Origin of the sequence: Sebaldella termitidis ATCC 33386, from assembly GCF_000024405.1 — a bacterium.
Classification (GTDB): Bacteria; Fusobacteriota; Fusobacteriia; order Fusobacteriales; family Leptotrichiaceae; genus Sebaldella; species Sebaldella termitidis.
Genome location: NC_013517.1, coordinates 3,620,937 through 3,642,683 on the forward strand (window position 1 = coordinate 3,620,937; position 21,747 = coordinate 3,642,683).

12 protein-coding genes are annotated in these 21,747 nt (G+C 35.1%); 2 read left to right on the plus strand and 10 right to left on the minus strand.

The window, feature by feature from the left end:
* Positions 1 to 121: 121 nt before the first annotated feature.
* Together STERM_RS16925 and STERM_RS16930 are read right to left on the minus strand one after the other, a co-directional pair.
* A complete protein-coding gene (locus STERM_RS16925) occupies positions 122 to 616 on the minus strand; it encodes a PTS sugar transporter subunit IIB (RefSeq protein ID WP_012862849.1) in 495 nt (164 codons plus the stop codon).
* A gap of 17 nt (positions 617 to 633) precedes the next feature.
* A complete protein-coding gene (locus STERM_RS16930) occupies positions 634 to 1,059 on the minus strand; it encodes a PTS sugar transporter subunit IIA (protein WP_012862850.1) in 426 nt (141 codons plus the stop codon).
* Between the two features lie 575 nt (positions 1,060 to 1,634).
* Here STERM_RS16930 and STERM_RS21420 point away from each other — a divergent pair.
* Entirely contained in the window at positions 1,635 to 2,420 is a 786-nt protein-coding gene (locus STERM_RS21420) for a CPBP family intramembrane glutamic endopeptidase (protein ID WP_012862851.1), read from the plus strand.
* Between the two features lie 367 nt (positions 2,421 to 2,787).
* Here STERM_RS21420 and rpiB read toward each other — a convergent pair whose 3' ends face one another.
* Positions 2,788 to 3,231, minus strand: coding sequence for a ribose 5-phosphate isomerase B (rpiB, locus tag STERM_RS16940; RefSeq protein ID WP_012862852.1), 444 nt, complete (start codon positions 3,229 to 3,231; stop codon positions 2,788 to 2,790).
* 423 nt (positions 3,232 to 3,654) lie between these two features.
* Between rpiB and STERM_RS16945 the strand changes: the two genes are divergently transcribed.
* Positions 3,655 to 4,665 (plus strand): LacI family DNA-binding transcriptional regulator, encoded by a 1,011-nt coding sequence (locus STERM_RS16945; RefSeq protein WP_012862853.1) that lies wholly within the window; start codon positions 3,655 to 3,657, stop codon positions 4,663 to 4,665.
* A gap of 461 nt (positions 4,666 to 5,126) precedes the next feature.
* On the opposite strand, the gene STERM_RS16950 is transcribed toward STERM_RS16945, so the two are convergent.
* The 7 genes from STERM_RS16950 to STERM_RS16980 form a co-directional block, all read right to left on the minus strand.
* Positions 5,127 to 5,339, minus strand: coding sequence for a hypothetical protein (locus STERM_RS16950; RefSeq protein ID WP_012862854.1), 213 nt, complete (start codon positions 5,337 to 5,339; stop codon positions 5,127 to 5,129).
* 339 nt (positions 5,340 to 5,678) lie between these two features.
* Positions 5,679 to 6,602 (minus strand): hypothetical protein, encoded by a 924-nt coding sequence (locus STERM_RS16955; RefSeq protein ID WP_012862855.1) that lies wholly within the window; start codon positions 6,600 to 6,602, stop codon positions 5,679 to 5,681.
* Between the two features lie 201 nt (positions 6,603 to 6,803).
* Positions 6,804 to 7,121: a hypothetical protein gene (locus STERM_RS16960; protein ID WP_012862856.1), complete on the minus strand. Its 318-nt coding sequence runs from the start codon at positions 7,119 to 7,121 to the stop codon at positions 6,804 to 6,806.
* A gap of 338 nt (positions 7,122 to 7,459) precedes the next feature.
* Entirely contained in the window at positions 7,460 to 13,804 is a 6,345-nt protein-coding gene (locus STERM_RS16965; RefSeq protein ID WP_012862857.1) for an autotransporter domain-containing protein, read from the minus strand.
* A gap of 330 nt (positions 13,805 to 14,134) precedes the next feature.
* Positions 14,135 to 14,341 (minus strand): hypothetical protein, encoded by a 207-nt coding sequence (locus STERM_RS16970; RefSeq protein WP_041310089.1) that lies wholly within the window; start codon positions 14,339 to 14,341, stop codon positions 14,135 to 14,137.
* Between the two features lie 148 nt (positions 14,342 to 14,489).
* Positions 14,490 to 21,455 (minus strand): autotransporter domain-containing protein, encoded by a 6,966-nt coding sequence (locus tag STERM_RS16975; protein ID WP_012862858.1) that lies wholly within the window; start codon positions 21,453 to 21,455, stop codon positions 14,490 to 14,492.
* A 13-nt stretch (positions 21,456 to 21,468) separates the two neighbouring features.
* Positions 21,469 to 21,735 (minus strand): hypothetical protein, encoded by a 267-nt coding sequence (locus STERM_RS16980; protein WP_012862859.1) that lies wholly within the window; start codon positions 21,733 to 21,735, stop codon positions 21,469 to 21,471.
* Between the last annotated feature and the right edge of the window lie 12 nt (positions 21,736 to 21,747).

A 21,747-nucleotide genomic window follows, 5' to 3' on the forward strand; every position in this document is an offset into this window, starting at 1 on the left:
TCACATTTCCTTTCTATTTATACATTATTTAAATTTTATGCCTTACAGAAAAATAAATTTTTATGTGATAAAATTAATTGTAAAAATATTAAGCTGTGAAAATTATTTATTAAAAATATGACTATTTAAATCCGAATTTATCTCTGAATTTTTTCCAGTTTCCTATTGCTTCATCTTTCAGCAGTGCAAATTCCACATTATAACCTGCCTGCATAATTCTTTCTATTGCCTCTGCTTCTTCCTGTGTGATGGACTGGTTATTTCCCAGCTTTACAGCTCCTGGTCTGTCGTTGCAGGGTCCTATATTTACTTCTCTTACTCCCGGATCAAATTTATCGTCCACAAGTATTTTAGCCATTAATATCGGTTCTTTTGTTATCAGAAAATAACGGTCTTTACTATCCAGTACTTTCTGACATTTTTCCTTCCATTCGTCATAGGTCCATACAAATGTCTTTTTTCCGCTGGCATTTTTATATGCTGCTTTCAGTGTAGGATTTGTTGCTGCCAGATCATTTACGGCAACAAGTCCGTCACATGGATATTCCAGTGCCCAACGTGTACATGTCTGTCCGTGTATCATCCTGTCGTCTATTCTTACAAATGAAACTGCCATAGTAATCTCCTTCTTTTTTAGATTTCTTCCTCTTCACCAGAAAAGTCAAATTGAAATTCTGCTACTGACTCTAATGCTTCACTTAATATTGCTTTTTTCAAAGCTTCCATATCATGCTCGTCCTCCAGCACTGCCGTAAGTCCCATTGACAGGTTCATCCCTCCGAATGCAGCGGTATTTTTTATGAATCCTTTTTCCGTAAGAATATTAAGCGCCGCAGTCATAGGAGAACCTCCTATAATATCAGCAAGCAGTACTATTTTATCTTTTTCTGTGATATCTTTAATCAAATCTGTAAAATTATTTTCAAAAATATCAATACCCATTCCATCCTGTAAGCTGGTACTTTTCAGCTCTTCCTTCTTAGCTCCTGCAAGCATATTCAGAGCATTATGAAGTCCGGGGGCAAATGTTCCATGACTCACTAATATCACATGTTTCACACTGTCACCTCCTTTTTAGAATGTTTCAAAACAATCTACTTTTTATTATACAACATAATTTTTAAAAAGCAACGCTTAAAATTAATATCAAATTGTTTTTTTTATTATTTATTATTATTATTTATTAATTTTATGAAATAAATAAAAACATTTTAAAATAATCATTTTATAAATTTATTTGAATTTCTTAGAAAAAATACTTCAAAAAATTTCCTGACTAATTTAACCGTTATGTATTTTTATTTCTAAAAATTATACAGTATAATTTTACTTCCTTATGATTTTTTTTGAAAAATTTATCTTCCGGAAATCTTTTTTAATTATTTATTATTTTAAAAAAATTTTAAAATTAATTTTTTTATCTTTAAATCATAATATATAAATTTAAAATTATTTTTATATTATATAAAGATAAAGCTGTAAAATATATCAATAGTTCATAAATACCAATACTTAAACTGCTCGTAGAGACCGCCCGTTTACTGAAAAAATATAATAAAGACTTGAAAAATATAATTATAAACTGTATAGTTATATCAACGGATTTTTATAATTTAAATAAAAGGAGAAATAACATGAAAATAATAAAAGCAACATTACTTACAATTTTATACTGTACTATTTATTACTTCTTCCAGTTTATTACAGGGATTGTTATTTATAAAACAACAGATTTTCATATAAATGGAATCGGCACTGTACTATGTATCACGGTTATATTATCAGCAATACTCTCGTTTATTGCTTATCAGGGAATATTTTTTCTGCGAAAAATGAAAATAATTAAAATATGTAATTTTAAAAAACTGAAATTTTCATATATTCCGACAGCTTTCATCCTCGGTATATCTATTTGCCTGCTGAATTCTTCCTTAACAGCAGTATTGGCAAAAATTGATTTTTTTGAATATCATATCCTGAAATATCAGTCGCTTAATTTCTGGATAGGAGAGACAAATACTGTTTTTTTAGTTCTGGCTCTTGCAATTACTGCTCCTTTAATTGAAGAAATTATATTCAGAGGTATGATTTTCCATGAATTAAAGCAAATTATGCCTGTGATTCCTGCTGTAATTATTCAGGGTCTGCTATTCGGAATATACCATTTTAATATTGTCCAGTTTATATATGCTTCATTTTTAGGTATTATGTTCGGTCTGGTTTACAGCTGGACGCAAAATCTCTGGATACCTGTTATCCTTCATTTTTCCAATAATATAATGGCGGTTACCGCAGCGAAACAGCCCGGAACCGAAAGTCTTGAAGGTCCTGATATCCGGATATTTCTCATATCCCTTACGGTAACTGTTCTGCTTTGCTTATTTTTCTATAAAAGAAGAGTAACCGATTATCATGAATAATAAAAAAGACCCGTTGATTTTCATCAGGTCTTTTTTATAACCACAGCTGTATTCATGGTCTTACTTCTGCAAATCCATGCTTTTCGATTCAGTTGTTATATTTTTATAATTATTTTCTTTGCAAAATAACATACTCCGTCTGAACCAGTCTAAAAACAAATCCTCTTTAATAAACCCTTACTAATTCCCCCGGATTATTTCCATAGTTTTTCTCATTTCTATGAATCGAAATAATGGTCTAACTCTCTAATTTTCTAGGTGGTTTCCATTTATATTATAAAAACTTTTGCGGGCTCCCCGAATTTAATACCCGAAAAATCATTATAAACACTGTTTTCGACAAATACCTTACTTTTATATGTTCTTTCTATCTTTCGTTTTCTATTTCACTTATCATTTTTACACGGTTCGCATGACGCTCACCTTCAAATTCGGCATCAAGCCATTCTTTTACTATCATCTTGGCAAGCTCGCTTCCTATGACTCTTGCACCAAAAGCCAGTATATTTGTATTATTATGCTCTCTTGATAACTTTGCCGAGTAAGGCTCGCTGCACACCACAGCACGTATTCCCTTTACTTTATTGGCAGCTATAGAGATTCCTACTCCTGTACCGCATATCAAAATTCCAAGATCAAAATTACCGCTTACTACTTCCTCTGCTACCTTTTTGCCATAAACAGGATAATCTGTTCTTTCTGCTGTATACGGACCAAAATCTTCCACTTCATGTCCCAGCTCTTTCAAATAATCAATAATTATCGGCTTTAATTCCAATCCGACATGATCACTTCCTATTGCTAATTTCATTTCTTCCTCCATTCATCTTAACTGATATATTAAGTATATAATTGATATAACTATGTGGTAACTTATTTATTAAATATCTTATTTCTACTAAGCAGTATAGTTACAGCAACAATAAAATCCGTAATTTTTTCCATCTCCAAAGATAAAGCAATCTTGATCCGGATAATACTTCAAAAGAAAATCTTTTGATTATATCAGATATTTTTTACAATTTTTTTGAGTAATCGTTTTCTTTAAATTTCTAAAAAAAATTATAGTTGCCTAAATTTTGGGTAATCGTTTTTCCTTATACAAAATAATATCATTATTAACTTTTTCTGTCAATATTTTATTTATAAATAGTTTTTATTGAAAAATACTGTAGTTTGTGACATAATGAGATTAAAGATACAGTAATTGTTCACACAAGTTGGAGGAAAATATATGAAAAAGAAGAATCTATCCATTAAAGAAATCGCAAAATTAAGTAATGTTTCAGTTGCCACTGTTTCAAGAGTAATAAATAACAGAAGCGGCTTTTCTGCCGAGACCAGGGAAAAGGTACTGAAAGTGATAAATGAAACAGGATATGAAGCAAATAATATTGCCAAAAGCCTCAGAATGAGCAGATCCCATTCTATCGGAATAATTGTTCCTGATATAGGAAATTTCTTTTTTGCAGATATTGTCCAGAAAATTGAAGAACTATTATTTGAAAGAAGCTATGCTACTATTATATGCAATACTGCCAGAAGCAGCTCCAAGGAAAAAGCATATTTAAAAATGCTTGAAAGTAAGATGATCGATGGTCTGATAGTTATTTCCGGAGCTGAACAGTTCGAACTGGGAAATATAAATTCCGATTTCCCGTTAATATGTATTGACAGAATGCCTAAAAACCCTGAATCTACTATATTTATATCTTCAAATCATTATCAGGGAGCTTTTGAAGCTACAGAACTGCTTTTATCCAAAAACTGTAAGAATCTGTGTATCGCTCTCCACAGAAAAACTTCTTCTGCTTCCCGGGAACGCTTAAAGGGATTCAAAGATGCGCTCAAAAAAAATAGTATCCAGTATAATGAAAAGAATAATTTTTTATACTTACCCGCAGAAAAGACAGATAACAAAGTCTCTGTAATAAAAAAATATCTGAAAAGCAACCCTGATATTGACGGTATTTTTGCTGTTAATGATAATATTGCCCTTGTTCTTCTGGATATCCTGCCTCAGCTGGGTAAAAATATTCCGGAAGATATAAAGCTTATAGGTTTTGACAATACCTCCGGTGCATATTACTGCAAACCTAAGCTGTCGTCTGTAAAACAGAATACTTCCAAACTTGCCCAAAGAACTGTTGACAGCCTGCTTGATATAATTAACGGCAAAAGAGAACAGGTGGATAAATATCAGCTGGAATCTGTTCAGCTGGTTTTAAGAGAAAGTACAGATTAATCATGATTATATAAAAGTGCACTTCTGAATTTCAGGTGTATAATAACTGTCTGTAAGATGTAAGTTATAAAAGCTTCTACGCTCTTTCTTTCTCCGGGATACTAAATCTATTTTTTATCTGTGATATTATAAATATAAGACAGATTTTCAGTAATCGTCTGTTTCAGATATATAGTAATCGTTTTCTTAACCTATGTACACTGTCTTTTACTCTCAAAGTTATTATCTTAATTTCTATTTTTTTATAAATAATTTTTATAATTATAAAATAACAGAAAACGATTACTATAAAATTTTATCTCTGCATTTTCTATTGCCTGTATATTAAGCAGCATTATTTTATAAAAATAAAACTCTTTATTGGTACTGTAAAATACTTATTATCCATACAGAATACCTGCTGCTTCTTATCAATAAAAATACAGGAATATATTATCGAAAATTATTCCTGTATTTTTATTCTATTCAGGATTGTATTCAAAAAGTACATTATAAACATTATTATCAAATAAATTACTGTATACAATTTCCTGAAATTCAGTGTCCTCCAGCAAGTCTAAGATATCATGCTCCACAATGTAAATATCAACTTCACTGTCATAGTAATAATCTTTTATACTTTCAGGAAACCTTACCTTCAAATAGCTTATTACATCCTCGACACATTTTTTCATATTATCCCCCCAGTTATATTAATTTTAGTTTTTAAAAATAATTTTCATATGTAAATTTTTCTGCTGTATACTATTTTATACTTTAAACTAAATTGCTTTTATTTATCATTAACTGCATTATCTATTAAGTAATTTATCGTTATTTTAATTATAGCTGTACAAAAAGAAATAGTCAACCAAATATCCGAAATATTTTACAAAACTTATTTTTTCTGTTGCAAATATTAAACACCATATTTTTATGAAAAAAAATGTGGGAAATAATTTCGAAAAACTATTTCCCACACTTTCCTGTTATGATTTTATTCACATTACTATATAAATTCTAAACTGCATTTTTTAAAGAACTATCCGCAAAATCTCTATCGCGAGTGGAATTAATGCTACAAAAACTGCTGATATTGCTATTTTTTGTGTCTTTTTGGATTCCTTAGCCGTGCCTGCCACCGCTGCTTCAATCTGTATCAGATGAACATTAAGCTTCGCATTGGTATCTGCCAGCTCGAAAGCCTGCTTCTCAAGATACTCATTTGATGCCTTCAGCCCTTTTATCTGTTCTTCCAGCGCTTTATTAGCAGCTGATAATTCTTCCAGACGTTTATTAGTCTCATTCCCTCTGTTATTCTGCTCCAGGTACCTTTCAAAATCAGAAAGCTGATGTCCGCCCGGCTTTTCGAGTTCATGTATTGCATCCTCAATTGCCTGAAGAAATTTTACCGGTTTATGTTCATTCTCATCCTCTGTTCTGTTCATTTCATGGATTCCTTCGATCAACGGCGGTTTTTCTTTACGAAAATTATTCTTATCCTCTTCCAGAATCAGAGGCTTGGGTAATTCTCTGGATATATTATTCAGCCCCAGAGGATTTGAATTAAAGATATCCGATTTGTTAAATGTATTATTGTTTTTAATTCCGGATGAATTTTGAAAATCCTTACTCAAAACAGAACTCGATTTATTGAGTATACCGCTGATACTGCTAATATCATCCAGCAGATTCTTTTCCAGACCGAGATCCAGTTTACTGACTATACTCCCGCTGTTTTCCTGACCTTTACCAAAAGAGCCGAATATATTACTGCTTTTTATACCTGCCAGACTTAAAATTCCTTTGCTTAAATCTGTATTCGCTTTGTTAAATATACGGTCTCCTGTGATATCAGGAATAGTAAATGTTCTTTCCAGGTCATAATCCGGATAACCTAAAGCTCCGTCCAGATACTCACTTGGAAAGCCAAATATTTTTTCATCATTGTTATTCACAAAAACCTCCCTTAAAATTCATAGTTTTATGTGTCTTGATTTTATAAATCGTTTAAATTATACCACATAAAAAGAAGAAGTTGAATAAATAAAAAGCAATAAAGAAAAATATTTTGAGAAGAATAAAATAAAATGAATTGATTAAATAAAAGAATAAATTATAGCAAAATTTTCAGCTAATAAAAAAATAAAATCTGGAATCTACCAAATTTTAACTACTCTGCCAAAAATATTCTTTTTTTTAATCCAGCCATTTACATACTTATGATTATTTGATATCTGATACTCAGTATGTCCGTTTTTGTTTCTTACTCCTGATATTAAATGAGTGTAATAATTTCCCTTTACTTTACAGAATACAATATCATTTATTTTCAGGTCTGATTCATCAGTTACCGGCTCCAGAGTTACCGGCTGATTTGACTTTAGTATTGGCAGCATAGAATTTCCCGCTTCTTTATACTTCTCGATCATCTGACCTTGTGTAAGCAAAGAAGCAACAAAACTTGCCTTTGACATATTTCATCCTCCTTCCTTTAAGAAAAGTATCATTTTATAATAAAAATGTCAATTTTCAGAGAACATAAAAACAGAGTTTTATGACCCGGAATAATACTTTTTTCAATTGTAAATTCTGCTGATAAATTTAGATTTCCTGCCTTTTTGTATTCAAGCTCTCCGGCTGTTCTTTCAGAGTATTCTAAGACATCTATATCTGTGCCTTCGTAATAAAATTTTCAGACACCGCAGTATTAGAGTCTGATTTTTCACTTCTGTCACGCTGTTTCCAAAAGAAAAAGAGCAGTTTTAACATAAACATACTGTTTTTTTGTTAGAATACTGCTCTTTTCTATGAATTAAAATACTGCTTTTAATGTTACTCCTACTCTGTATTCATCTTTTTCACTATTTCCTATACCATATTCCCCTGTCATAAATATACCGTATCTGTCCTCTGCTTCTATTCCAAATACTGCTCTTGTTCTGAACATACCTTTTTCATCCTCAGGCTTTGATAAATCATGATAATTACTTTCTATCTTTGTTAATCTTGCACTTTCTCTTTCGTTCAGATCTGCCAGTTCATACTCATATGCCAGATCCAAAGCTCCTTTCACCTGCCATCCGCCTGCAGAACCTAAAGGCAGTGATCCTTTCAGCTCAATACCTGCTCTGGGTTTTACACTCCATGCATCATTTCCTTCTACCTGTAATGATTCCAGACCGCTTTCACTAAATGTTGGTCTTGTAATATATGTTGCTTTTATTCCTCCATATGGTGTCAGACTTGTATTTTTTCCTAAAGCCAGCTCTTTTCCGAATGTATTATCAGAAGATAATGAATATGTTTCATATGTTCCGTTCATTTCTGATCTTCCTGTAGGCGAAGGCCAGTCTATGTTTCTGTCTATATTATGTATGCTCACTCTTCCGATTAAGTTATTTTTCAAAATCCAGTCATTGGCATCATATTTATTGTGTAATCCCAGCTGAACTGTATTTACCCATTCTTCACTTTCATTTCCGTCTTTAAATTCAAAACCTGTATGCAGATATCCAAGTGAATATCCGAATGTATGTCTGTAAGTTCTTTCTACTTCTCTTAATGCCAGAACTCCTGTTGTTGTATAATCATAGCCGACTACTCCGTCTGTATCTTCTTTTGTTCTTCCTCTGCCCGCTATTACATTTATTTTCACATTTTCTTTTGTATTGTTTTTTGAATTTTCCATTAACATTAATGAACTGTCAAAAGCTCTTGCTATATCATCTGTTCTCTGATTCATATTAGCATAAACATTCCCTGCAAGACTTGCCATTACATGTCTAAAATCGCTTTCTTCCTCTATCAAGTCAATTTTATCAAATATACTTCCGGCTTCTCCCGCTGAACCTGCATATTTTTCATCCAGTGCCTGTGCAAACTCCTCATACCACAGTCCGTCCGAAAAATCCTTATAAGCTAATTTATGCATATAAATATCCACATTTCCGTCATCATTTACTTTCGGCGTTGCTTCCCATGTCAGTGATTTACTTACCATCGGTATCTTCCCGTTAGAAGAAATGATCTGTCCCGTGCTTGTCATGAATACATTTTCCAGTTTATAAACATTAGCATTTGTTCCCTGTGAAAAATCAGGAAGTATTTTTACCGTATCTGTTATTGTCATACTATTTGCAGATATTGTTCCGCTGTTTAGTACAAAATCTACATCAGGCTGTGTCGATGGAGCAAGTGTATTCAAATCCGGCTTTAATGATATCTCCATTCCCTCATTGCTAAAATGACCGTCAACTGTAATTAACCCCATATTTACAAGCTCTGGGAGAGGATAGCTGTCCTGCTCTTTTACTGCAAAGGCTCCGTTAGTATAATTAATAGTTCCTTCATTTATTATCTTCCCGTTTGGAGCCATTATTCCAACACTGTCAGTACCTGATATATTTATTGTTCCTTTATTCTCTACTGATGTATTCAAAGTTCCGTAAATTCCCACTGCTTCATTTCCTGATACAGTTATTATTCCGTGATTTATGATATTTGCGGCATTTTTTCCGGCAATACCTATAGAATTATCACCATATAATGTTATATTCCCGAAGTTTTCTATTCCTGCTCCGCCCTCTGCGAATATTCCTATTGCTCCGGCCTTTGGTGCTGATGAAGTTCCGGCAGTTATATTCCCATGATTCACAGCCATGACTGTATTATCTTTCACATATATTCCTACTGCATCTGCTCCTAAAGATATATTCCCTGTATTTAATACCGTCGAGCCTTCAGCATATATTCCCACGGAATATTTACTCTGATCAGGGTCTATTACTCCGTTATTTTTAAACAGCAGTGAATCTCCCAATGAAATATTACCATTGTTTTCTATGCTTCCTCCGTTATTATAAATACCTATATTTCCTATTCCTGTATCAGCTGTTATTGATGAATCATTCTTTATTGTTCCGCCGTTTACAGTATAAAATACTACATTTTCAGATCCTGAAGCTGTTATTGATGCTGTATTTGAGCTTGTTATTATTCCTGCTCCGTTTCCGTAAACAAAGATACTGCTGTCTCCCAATGTTATTGATCCTGTATTTGTGAGACCAGATCCTGTTTCCAGTACAAATCCGTAACTTCCATCGCCTAATGTTATTCCAGATGAAGCATTTGTTACAGCTGCATTATTTTTCCCATAAACTCCTATTGCATCTGTTCCGGTTATATTCATTACCGAAGATGTTGTTATATTAACAGTTCCGTTTTCTGAGAGTATTCCGGTACCCATGCTTCCTACATTTAATGTACCATTTTCTGTTACTGATCCGCCTTTATCAAATATTCCGAGGGAATTCGTTCCTAAAGTCAGAACACCATTATTTTGGATTGTACTTCCTAAAATATTATTATATATTCCTATACTTGGATTACTTGCATCAGATGAATTTCCTACTTTTATTTCTCCGTTATTTATCACAGTTTTTGCTGTTGTCCCTGCAGTATAAATTCCTATTGCATTTTCTCCTGATATATCTATCTTCCCTAAATAATCATTTGTTATTGTTGTTCCTGCTGTATTTCCATCTGCATAGATACCTATTGCCGAATTTCCGATACTGCTTATCAATGCATCATTATTTATAGCTGCAGAGTCAGAACCAAATATTCCTACCCCGTTATTACCCATTTCTATTTTACCGGATATATTACTTGCTGTTCCGTTCTCATTATATATACCTACTCCGCTTGATCCCAGAATTATATTTCCTTCATTTGATGAGCCGGCATTTTCAGCATAGATTCCTATTGAATTCGTTCCTGTTAAAGTCAGTGTGCCTTTATTTACAGCACTTCCGCCTTTGGCTGACATTCCTGCGACATTCTCTGATGTAGAATTTATTACAGCTCCTGTACCAAATACTATCGTTGAATTATCTCCTGCTATTAATACTGAATCTTTTCCTGCATTATTTAATGCTCCGTTATATGTAAAATTATTATTTTTTACATTAGCCAGTGTTATTTTCAGACCCGGATCCGCATTTACCGTTACATTATCCAGTCCTGCTGCTGTTGCCAGTGAATTTACGAAAAACACTGTTGCATTATCGCCTTTTACATTTATTGTACCGCCTGTTGCAGTTAATGTTGTAGTTCCGTCCAGATATATTCCCGTAGAATCTGAGCCGATAATATCTATTGTTCCTCCGTTTAGAGATACATTACTGTCATTGGCATAGATTCCCACACCTTCATTTCCTACTTTCATGTCTCCGGAAGTAGTCAAAGTTCCTTTATTTATATATAGTGCTGTTCCTTTTGATGCTGTTCCGCTCATATCTATCATCGAACCGGCATTTAATGTTACTTTTCTAGCTGCTATATTAGTCAAAGAATTTGTATCATTATTATCTGCAAAAATTCCGAATGAGTCAGTCCCTAACATAGTAATTACACCGCTGTGATCTACCTCAAATGTTCCGTCTCCGTAACCGTTACTTACTATTAAACCTGTCAGCTTATCTATAATATAGCTCTGTGCTACTATTCCGGCTCCGTTGTTTCCTGCTTTTATTGTACTTCCTGCAGCAGTTGTTATTTCTGTTCCGTTTACTCCGAATATTCCAAAAGATTTATTTCCTTGTGTATCTATTGTATTATTATTATTTATGATTCCGTAATCTGCATAAATTCCCACAGATTCCTGTCCTCCAAGATTAATTGTTCCGTTATTTGTCAATGTTACAACTGATTTTGGCAGACCGACACCATTTGCCTGTGCCATTCCCTGCTGTGAATTGCCCGCTCCTTTTATTACATTGTTGTTTAATATGGTACTGTTTGCCATCTCAACTCTGGAATAATCAGACATAGGATCATCTAAATTGACTTCTTCATCTATATTCAAAAGACCCTTATATACCAGCATTGTCTTATAGTCATTCCCGTTTATTGTTACTCCTGGCAATGAAATAGGAGACGAATTTATACTGCTTATTACACTTAATTTTACTGAAGCTTCAGAGAGTGACAATAATCTTGAATCTGACTCCATAGTTAACGTCAAATTGGTAGGATTTATCCCCGAGGCCGTTAACAATGTACTCAAATCAGCTATTGAATTTACTTCTGTTACTCCTATACCGCTTCCTTTTACTGAAAATGCAGTTCCTCTGTCTGCTGATGTAGTTCCGCCTTTAATTGTTCCTGTTGAATTTTGAATAATTATATTTCCGTTGTCCTGTGTAAAAAATCCTAAACTCTGACTTCCAACAGTAAAATTCATATTATTTAAATTAAGAGTACCGTTCTGTCCGGCTCCAAAGTTAACTCCGCCGTCCTTGACATTAATTGTTCCGCCTGTTAGTGTAACTAAACTTGCAGTAGTACTGTCTCCTGCATAAACAGCCACCGATTTTTCTCCTGTAAGATCAGCGGTAAGCGAACTTCCACCATTTATAGTACCGCCTTTGGCTACAAATCCATATGAGTTATCTCCTGAAATCGAGAATGTCCCGCTCCCTGTGTATTGTCCTCCGTTTGTTACTATTACACCATATGACTCATCTGCATTAATATCCACCTTATTAGTACTTGTCCCTGTACTTCCTGCACCTGTAATAAAGAAAGCTTTATTCTGAGTTCCGCCTGTTATTTTTATTTCTCCGTTATTTGTAACACTCCCACTGGAAGCATACATCCCGATATTTCCTGAACCGCCTGTAATATCTACTACACCATTTGTACCACTAACTAAAGTTCCGCCTTCTGATCTCAAACCTATGGAATTTTCTCCTGCAATATTAATGTTTCCATTATTTGCTATCGCATTTGTATTAGCCGAAGTAGCATAAATACCAAACGAATTTTTAGCAGTTGAAGTTAAATCAATCACTCCGTCATTTTTAGCATTTACCCCTCCTGATAAAACAACTAAACCGCCGGAATTTTCTTCTTTTATAGTTATATTACCTGTTGAAGAATTTTCGATTAACGAACCAGCTCTTAGATTTGATCCGGCCATTATAACCAAACCATAACTTCCGCTTCCGTTCATTGTAATATTTTTATTATTTACAGCAGTTACTAAATGGCCTCCTGCTGCACTGTTTATTGCCATTCCCAGTGAACTATTCCCATTCATGATTACAGTTCCATTATTTGTCAAAGCATATGAATCAGCACTATAAGATTGTTCATTTATAAAAATTAATGCTGCCTGACTATTATTATTTCCATTAATTGTTCCGACATTTGTAGCCTTCGGGCTGCTGCTCGGATTACTCTCCATAGCTATTCCGGCAGTATTTATTGCATTTAATTCCATTGTACCGTTACCATAAAAATCTACTGTACTTCCATCTATTGAAACTGCTTTTTTTCCGGCTATATCAACTATCATTGTTGAAGCTGCGTCTGAAGTTCTGACTCCGCTGGCACCGCTATAATCTATAATAGCATCTACTACTCCATCCCCGCTGATTAGGTTAAGAGGATCGCTTGTTTTATATGTACCGGCAGGCAGATTAGTATCTCTTCCATATACCAGATCCGGTTGTCCGTGATTATATACAGCCAGATTAGGAGGTGTTATAGATACTGCAGCCGGAGTCAGCGGAATTATTTCAGGCTTTAGCGGATTAAACTCGAATAATTCCAATACAGGAACATCTAATGAATTTACCGGATTCATTCCCTGTATAGCTGAAATTAACGGCTTAGTTACATTTGGATTTATATTTACCTGCAGTCCCTCTCTGTTTATTCCTTTTAACGGTATACTTATCCCTAATTCTATTGTTTTAGGTTCCTGTTTATCTTTATACGGCTTCCCTGAAGATGATGACACATATTTTCCGTTTTCATCAAAGTATCCTTCAGTCTTTGAATTATATCTTGCATTCCCGCTTGTATTATCTCCATTCCCTCTTTCAGCATAAAAGCCTGTTGCAAAAATCTGCCATTCTAAATATTCGGGCTTTACTATGTAGTCTCCCTGTGCATATAAGTCTTTTAATTCTCTGTTTCTCTGAACGAGTATTCGCTCTATTAGTTTATATGAATCATTATTTGATTTTCCAGTTGTAATATTTTTTGTTATTTTATCATACATTTTATCATAGCCTATTTCTTTTGCACTTACAAAAGACGACGCTGCATTCAATGCTAAAAATAATAACAATTTATTCTTGTTCTTCATTTATCCTCCATTCGTTTATGGTAAAAATTTTATTTCCCGGATATCCACAGATTTCCTTAGAAAATAATTAGTAATCTATTTTACTATTTTATTTTTAATTTGTCAACATGTCAATTTCTTAATTTTAATCAAAACATTTTAACAACCTTAATAAATATCCAACTAACCGGATAGCCGTATTTAAAAATTTATATTCTTCAAAAAAAATTAAATAAAAATAATGAATACTTATTATTAACACTGTATTGTTATAAGATATATAATCAATATATGAGAGATAAAATGATATGCCGAAGGCTTTACAGCAGTTTATGACATAATGACACCTCCTTACCCTTTTGGATCAAAATTATTAGCATGACCGGCTCTGCCAAATGAAAATAATATCTTGATAAAAGTTCCTGAAGAAACTTTTAACTGTGTCAAACTGAAAATCAAAAACGGAGCATGCATCCGTGCCGTACCGTCTAAACATCCTGATTCTGCTGTAAAAATCCCTGAAGATTGTACAGACCGCCTAAGGTTGTCATATGTCACAGGCTCCGGTGCTTATCCGAATAAAAAATACAGAATCTGTATTTACCTTATTATATATAAAAACTATCTGTCAAAATAAGAAAGGAGTATTTCCGGATCGAACATACCACTATTTTATCCGAAAATACTCGCTTTTTTATCTGATTAATTAAAATACTGCCTTTAATGTTAATCCTGCCCTGTATTCTTCCTGATCATCATTTCCTATCAGATATTCTCCTGTTAAGAATATTCCGTAACGGTCGACTACTTCTACTCCTATTGAAGCTCTCGTTCTTAACGAACCTTTTTCATCTTCCGGTTTTGATAAGTTATGATATCCGTCTTCTATAGCTATGAGTCTTGCTTTTTCTCTTTCGTTCAGATTTGCAAGCTCATATTCATATGCTGCATCAAGGCTTCCTTTTAGCTCCCATGCAGTTTTTGGTCCTAACGGCAATGAAGCCTTTAATTCTATTCCCGCTCTTGGTTTTGCACTCCATGCGTCATTTCCGTCTACCTGCAGACGCTCAAGACCGCTTTCTTCAAATGAAGGTCTTGTTACATACATTGCTCTGAATGCGCCATAAGGCATTATGCTTGCTCTTTTCCCAAGTGCTATTTCTTTTCCTAAAATATTATCCGAAGTAATAGAATATGTTTCAAAATTTCCGTTCATTTCAGATCGTTCCACACCGGATGTCTGGTCAGGCCAGTCTATATTTCTGTCTACATTATGAAAGCTTACTCTTCCTGTAAGATCATTCATCAGCTTCCATCCGTTCAGCGTATATTTATTATGTAATCCTAATTGTATTGTATCTACCCATTCCTCACTGTCATTATGATCTTCGAATTCAAAGCCTGTATGAAGATATCCGAGTGAATATCCGAATGTGTGTCTGTATGTACGTTCTACTTCTCTTAGTGCAATTGCTCCCGTCGCAGTATATTTATACGGCACAACCCCGTCAGTATCCTCTTCTGTTTTACCTTTTACAGCAATTACATTTATCTTTATATTTTCTTTTGTATTATTTTCAGAATTCTGGAGCATATGCAGTGAATTTTCCAAAACTCTTGCCATATCCTCTTCTCTCTGGTTCAGGTTAGCATATACATTTCCTGCAAGACTGGCCATTGAGTGTCTGAAATTAGGTTCTGTCTGTATCATATCAATTTTGTCGTATATTTTCAGAGCATCTCCTGTCTGGTTAGCATATTTTTCATTTAATACTTTTCCAAAATCCTCATACCATAATCCGTCAGTAAATTTAGTATACGCTATTCTTGTCATTACTATATCCATTCCCTGACCTGTTGCATCCCATGTAAGCGACTGGCTGATATATTCTCCCGTTCCGTCCATTCCTCTGAATATATTTTTAAATACATATCTGTCAGATGATGTTCCCTGTGAGAAATCAGCGGCTATTTCCAGTTTTTCCGGAATTGTAGTACCTGAAAATCCTATTTTATCAGTAAAATTCGTTGTAGCTTCATTTGTGGAAGGATCTAATTTTACGATTACACGCATTGAATCATAAGAAAATTTATTTCCTACATCTATGGTAATTTCTCCAGAATTTATAAGGGTAGGTAATTCAGGCAGCGAATATCCCGCTGTTGTATATCCGTTATTTATGTATCCTGTACCTGTAATATTTCCCAGTCCGCCTACCAAACCTGTTGCTTCATCAAAATCAGATGTATATCTTATTCCGACCCCTGTATCATCTGACGGATCTCCTGTATTGGTAATTATGATATGACCTTTATTTTCTACCTTTGTTGCTGCTCCCGACAGATAAATCCCGGTTACGTCTTTTCCTGTTACCTGTATCACACCTGTAGACGCATTATAGATATATGCTCCGTTTCTTCCCGCCATACCTATAACTCCGTCTCCTGTCATCTGTATCAGTCCGTGGTTCTCTATTCTTGTATTATCAGCAAACATTCCTATTGCTCTGTCTCCATTACCTATTATATTCCCGTAGTTATATGAGGTAGTTCCCGCATCACTGGCAAATATACCCACGCCCTCTTTTCCTACAGTTATAGTTCTTCCTCCATTATTAACCACGCTTGATCCTTCACCGTACATACCAACCGAATATCCCGTTTTTACACCGTATGCATCAGTAACAAGAAATGAATCTCCCAAGGTTATATCTGCGTTATTTTCTATATACCCTTCAGTTATAAGCCCTTCCAGCTTCATAGTTCCGTCTGCCTGAAGTACTTCTGTAGTATAAACGCCTCTGTTATAAATACCTATATTTCCGGTTCCCGCAGTACCTGTAATATTGGCATTATTTATTATACTTCCGCCTTTTACCATATAAAAGACTGTATTATCTGAACCGGTAATATTTACAGCACCGTTATTTACTATTCCGCCTGAATTATTTCCGTAAGTAAATATACTGTTGTCTCCTAAAGTTATTGCTGCCGAATTCAGAAGAGTAGCCCCCGATTCCGCAATTATTCCATAGCTTCCGTAACCTATATTAAATATTGCCCCGCTGTCCGCAGTAATTCCGGCTCCGTTTATACCGTATAATCCGGCTGCTTCTCCGGCAAGCGCTTCTATTACTGCACCTGAATGAATTCTTAATAATCCTGTATCCTTATATATTCCTGTTCCCTCACTACCCGCCTTTATAGTTCCGGATACATGGTCGACCTGAGTTCCCAGACTGTAAATACCGAGTGATCTTGAACCAGCTTCTATGTTTCCTGTATTAATAATTGTATCAGTTATATTATTAGTGTATATTCCTATACTTGGATCGTTCATCAGAGAAGAATTCCCCAGTTTTATAGTTCCTGAGTTAATAATATTCTGTGTGCTGCCCATTGCATAAATTCCTATTGATTTATCGCCCTGCAGATCTATCAGAGCTGTATTATTAATTATCCCTGTATTACTATCGGTATACATTCCTACAGCACCTGTTCCTGTTCCGTTTATAGTACCGTTATTTATAATGTTTGTTCCATTATTCTGATAAAGTCCTGTAGAATTATTACCTAAAGTTATTATCCCGATATTTTCCGTTTCAGAATTAACTCCGACGTTATAAACTCCTACGGAATTTGATCCAAGTGTAATATTTCCGCTGTTTTTCAGCCTTGTTCCATTTTTACCGTAGACAGCCGCTGAATCATTTCCTAATACTATCGTTCCTGCATTTTCTCCATCTGCTGAGTAGCCCGCAGGAAAGGGCAGTCCGTATCTTCCGTCCAGAAGCATTACTACGACTCCTGTGGAAGAAGAGCTAATATTTGAAGTACTGTCTATCAGCATTGCCGAATTATTTCCATTTAGAAGAACACTGTTTGAAAGCAGTGTATTTGTCCCTGAATGAGTATAGACTGCATTTGAAAGATTTCCTACTACGTATGTAGAACCCGGAGCAGCATTTACTGCCAGATTATTTGTAAATGATGAATTTACAAGATTAAACAGTACGACATTTTTTCCGGTTATATTTATTGTCCCTGAATTTCCGTTAAACTGGCTGTTTGTAAGATAAAAACCTACTGCATTATCTCCGTTCAGATTTATTTCCCCGCTGTTTATATTTATTTCAGAGTCATCTGCATATACTGCTATACCATTTTTCCCCACAGTTATTTTTCCGTCATTTGTCAGTGTAGATTTAAATGCACTAACTCCCACGCCGCCGTCCTGAGCCGACATATTTATTTCTGAGCCTGCAAATAATTTAATCGTAGAATCTGCCCTTGTTAATGAAACATCATTATTTAGTGCATAGATTCCATAGCTTGTTGCACCGGCTGTCGCAGTTGTATTTATTAATCCTTTATTTTCTATCTCTATTTTTGCGTTACCGTAGCTGGCATTTCGTTTATTTTCTCCGTAAATTCCGGTACCGCCTTCTCCTACTGTCACTGTATTGTTATTTTGTGCAAATGATCCGTTATAAGATACTATTCCTATAGAATTTGTCCCTGTAGCAGAAATCAGCCCGTTATTTATTATCTCTCCGTAATTGGCAATTATTCCTGCCGAACCGGAACCTGTCATATTAATGACACCGCCGTTATTTACCACTATGGAAATCTCATTTCTTCCCAAAGTCCCTGCGTAATTCTCCTGTCCTATTGCATATTTGCCTGCTGTAACACTTGTCATTGTTTTTCCAGCCTGCAGTGTTACTTTTGAAGATAAAAATTCTGATCTGTTATATGCATCTGTGCTGTTATCAATATTTACGTCCATATCTATATTTAATCCGCCTTTAAATACAGAATACGGCTTATAGTTGGGATCACTTGAAGCATCTATTGTAACATTGGAAGGCAGACTCCCAATTATTCCCGCCGAAGTAGTATCACTCAAGTTTATTACCCCTCCGGGATTGTCAAGAACAAAAAGACTTGAAGTGGAATCTGTCAGTTTTATATTTAATGATCCCGGACCTATTATCATGTTGCTTAAGAAGGTATTGATTCCAGACGGTATTCCTTTGAAGTAAAAAGCTGTACCTCCTGCATTTATATCTGCCTGTATTACAGCTCCTACATTAAATTTACCTACGGGGTTTCCGCTTGTACCTGAGTAATTATATAACATAAGACCGCTGCTGTTTACTTCCAGCTTTGCAGTTCCCGAGAGATTTATTGTTGCACCATTTCCCAGATTTCCTTTATCATCTGCATAAAGTCCTATTGCACCATCAGCCACTCTAATGGTTCCTCCGGAAATTGTAGTAACTGCCGAACTATTTTTAGCATATACTCCTATCCCTTTATTTACTGAAACATCTATAAGACCTGCTGTCATATTAAAGGTTCCTTCATTATAAACACCAACAGAGCTTTCGCTTAGATCAGCTGCCGAAACCTTGGATATCAGAATATTCCCGGAGTTAGCCCCGCTTGCATCGGCAAGTATTGCCATTCCCTGTGAAGCTTTTACATCATTATTTATTTTTATTGTTCCCGTATTATTTATAAATCCTCCGAAAGCCTCATTGCTTTTTACGGCAAGCATACCAACCGACTTTTCTATATATGAGCCGGGAGTTGCATCATTATCTTTTATTTCAATCAAAGCATTGTTTTCTGCCACGGCACCGTTTGTTCCGTTGCTATCCACAGCTATCATTCCAAAGTTTTCAGATCCTGTAACATTAATTTCAGCTGATCCGGTTTTGTTATAAGCTGCGGGACTTCCTGTAAGAGCCCCTACCGAACCATAGTCCACTCTTATTCCGGCATTTTTCACTCCTGAAACATTTATTATTCCTTCATTGGTTATATCGTCCGGAGCTTTTATTTTCAGGTACATACCTGTATTTCCCCTGCTTCCGGAAACATTTATCGTCCCTAATGATGTATTTTTTACCAGACCGGTATATGCTCTTATTCCTGCTGCATTTTCTTCCAATACTGCCATTCCTGACGAAACTGAGTCTACTACTCCGTCTCCTCCGTTTATGTTTATTATTCCTCTGTTTTCAAAAACATTGTTTGTAGTATTTCTTAAAATAGAGGAAAGCTTCATCCCGTAACTTTCTATACCTCCCATTGTAATAGTCCCGGTATTTACTGCTGCCACTTCCGTATTGCCGAAATTAGGTGCAAAAATCTGTATTCCTATAGATTTTTCTCCTTTAAATGTGATTGTCCCATTATTAAATAAATTGTAAAAACGTCCGGCTGTATTATCTTCTGCAGTTAAGATCAATCCTACCTTATATCCCGTATACCCTTCAGCTGTACGTTTTACAGTAATAGTTTCGTTTCCTGCTGACGGTGAAGTTATAAGGCTTGTTTGTGTTCCTTTGGCAAGTACTCCGTCCAGTGCTGTTGATGTAGTTTCGCCTAAATCTGTTATAGTCCCTGAATTTCTTAATGTTACAGTACCATTCCCGATACTGTCTGTCTGCATTTCAAAGGCCACAACCAATGGACCTACAAGATTTATTGTACCCGTACTGTTTAGTTCCGTACCGGTTCCTACATTATCTACAGTTGCTATTCTTGATCCTCCGACCAGAAAATCCTGTGTATTCCATGTTCTGCCGCCTTCAGCAGTCTTTTGTGCAGCACTAAGCGGATTTATTGAATCAATTGTCAGGTTATCGGAAAAATTAGACACGATACCTCCGCCGCCTGTCAAATCAAAATATGCCCGTAATAAAGTAGAACTATATGCACTCCATGAATATCTTAAAGATGAAGTTCCGTCTGCTATACCTGATATAGCTCCGCCGCTGTACGAACGTGCTGTTCCTATAGCCGGATTATAAGCAGCTCCGTCTATTCCCACACCGCATGAGGTCATATTATTACAATAAGAACTGAGTTTTATGTTAAAAATAGGTGCAACGGCCAGTACCGGTGTATCTACCTGAGGACTTACCGGATTAAATGCTTTTATTGTAAGTGAAGGAACTGTCGGTGTAAGCGGTGCAGTAGGGACGAATGACGGTGCCTGTACATTAGGCGGTGCCGGAATTCCCGGTGTCGGATTTAACGGCTGTCTGTTTATTATCTTGGGAGGTATGTTAATCCCCAGATCTATTTCTTTTGGATTTTGAGGATGCTTGTATATCTTGAACCCGTCAGTTTTATTTATACTGTCCAGTCCTGAATAAAGCATTTCCCTGATTACTTTTTGCTCGCTCACTCCGAGGCTGTTTATTACATTATAATGTCCCGCCATTATTGCACTAAGCTGAACATCACTTAAAAGACCTGTGGCAGCAAGGTCTGAGTATAATTTATTATATGCATCCTCGTTATAAGTTTTTTTCCCGCTGTAAGTCTGGGAAACTGAATAATAACGGGCATTTTCAAGAGTGTTGTCCCCTCTCGTTTTTTCAGTATAAAGACCTGTAAAAAATACCTGCCATTCGAGATATTCAGGTTTTACAATATAGTCACTCTGCAGATACAAATCCTTTAATTCATTATTTCTTTTCTTTAGTACCTGTTCGACTATCCGGTAGTTGTTTTCGTTGGATTTTCCCTGTTCTATATTTTTTATAATACTGCTGTACATTCTTTCATACTTGGCAGTGGCGGCTTCTCCATAAGATGCCACTATTGCATGTAACGCTAAAAAAGATATTAATAATTTTTTATTTCTTTTCATCATTCCTCCCTTACTACCTAATATTATTTTCCGCTTTATATTGTTCTATTCTAAATAATAAATCCTCTATTTCCTGTATTTCACTCACCTTCTTATCTATCTGTCTGTCTACCTTTGTCAGCTCTTTTTCCAGTCTCTGACCGCTGTTCAGGTGTTTTCTCAGATTTGTCCACTTTCCTCTGGCTCCCTCTCTTAATTCTCTTCTATACTCATAAGTAGGTGCTGCATGCATTATTGTTCCCATCATTACCAAAAATATCCATACTATTATTTTTTTCATTTTACCTCCTGC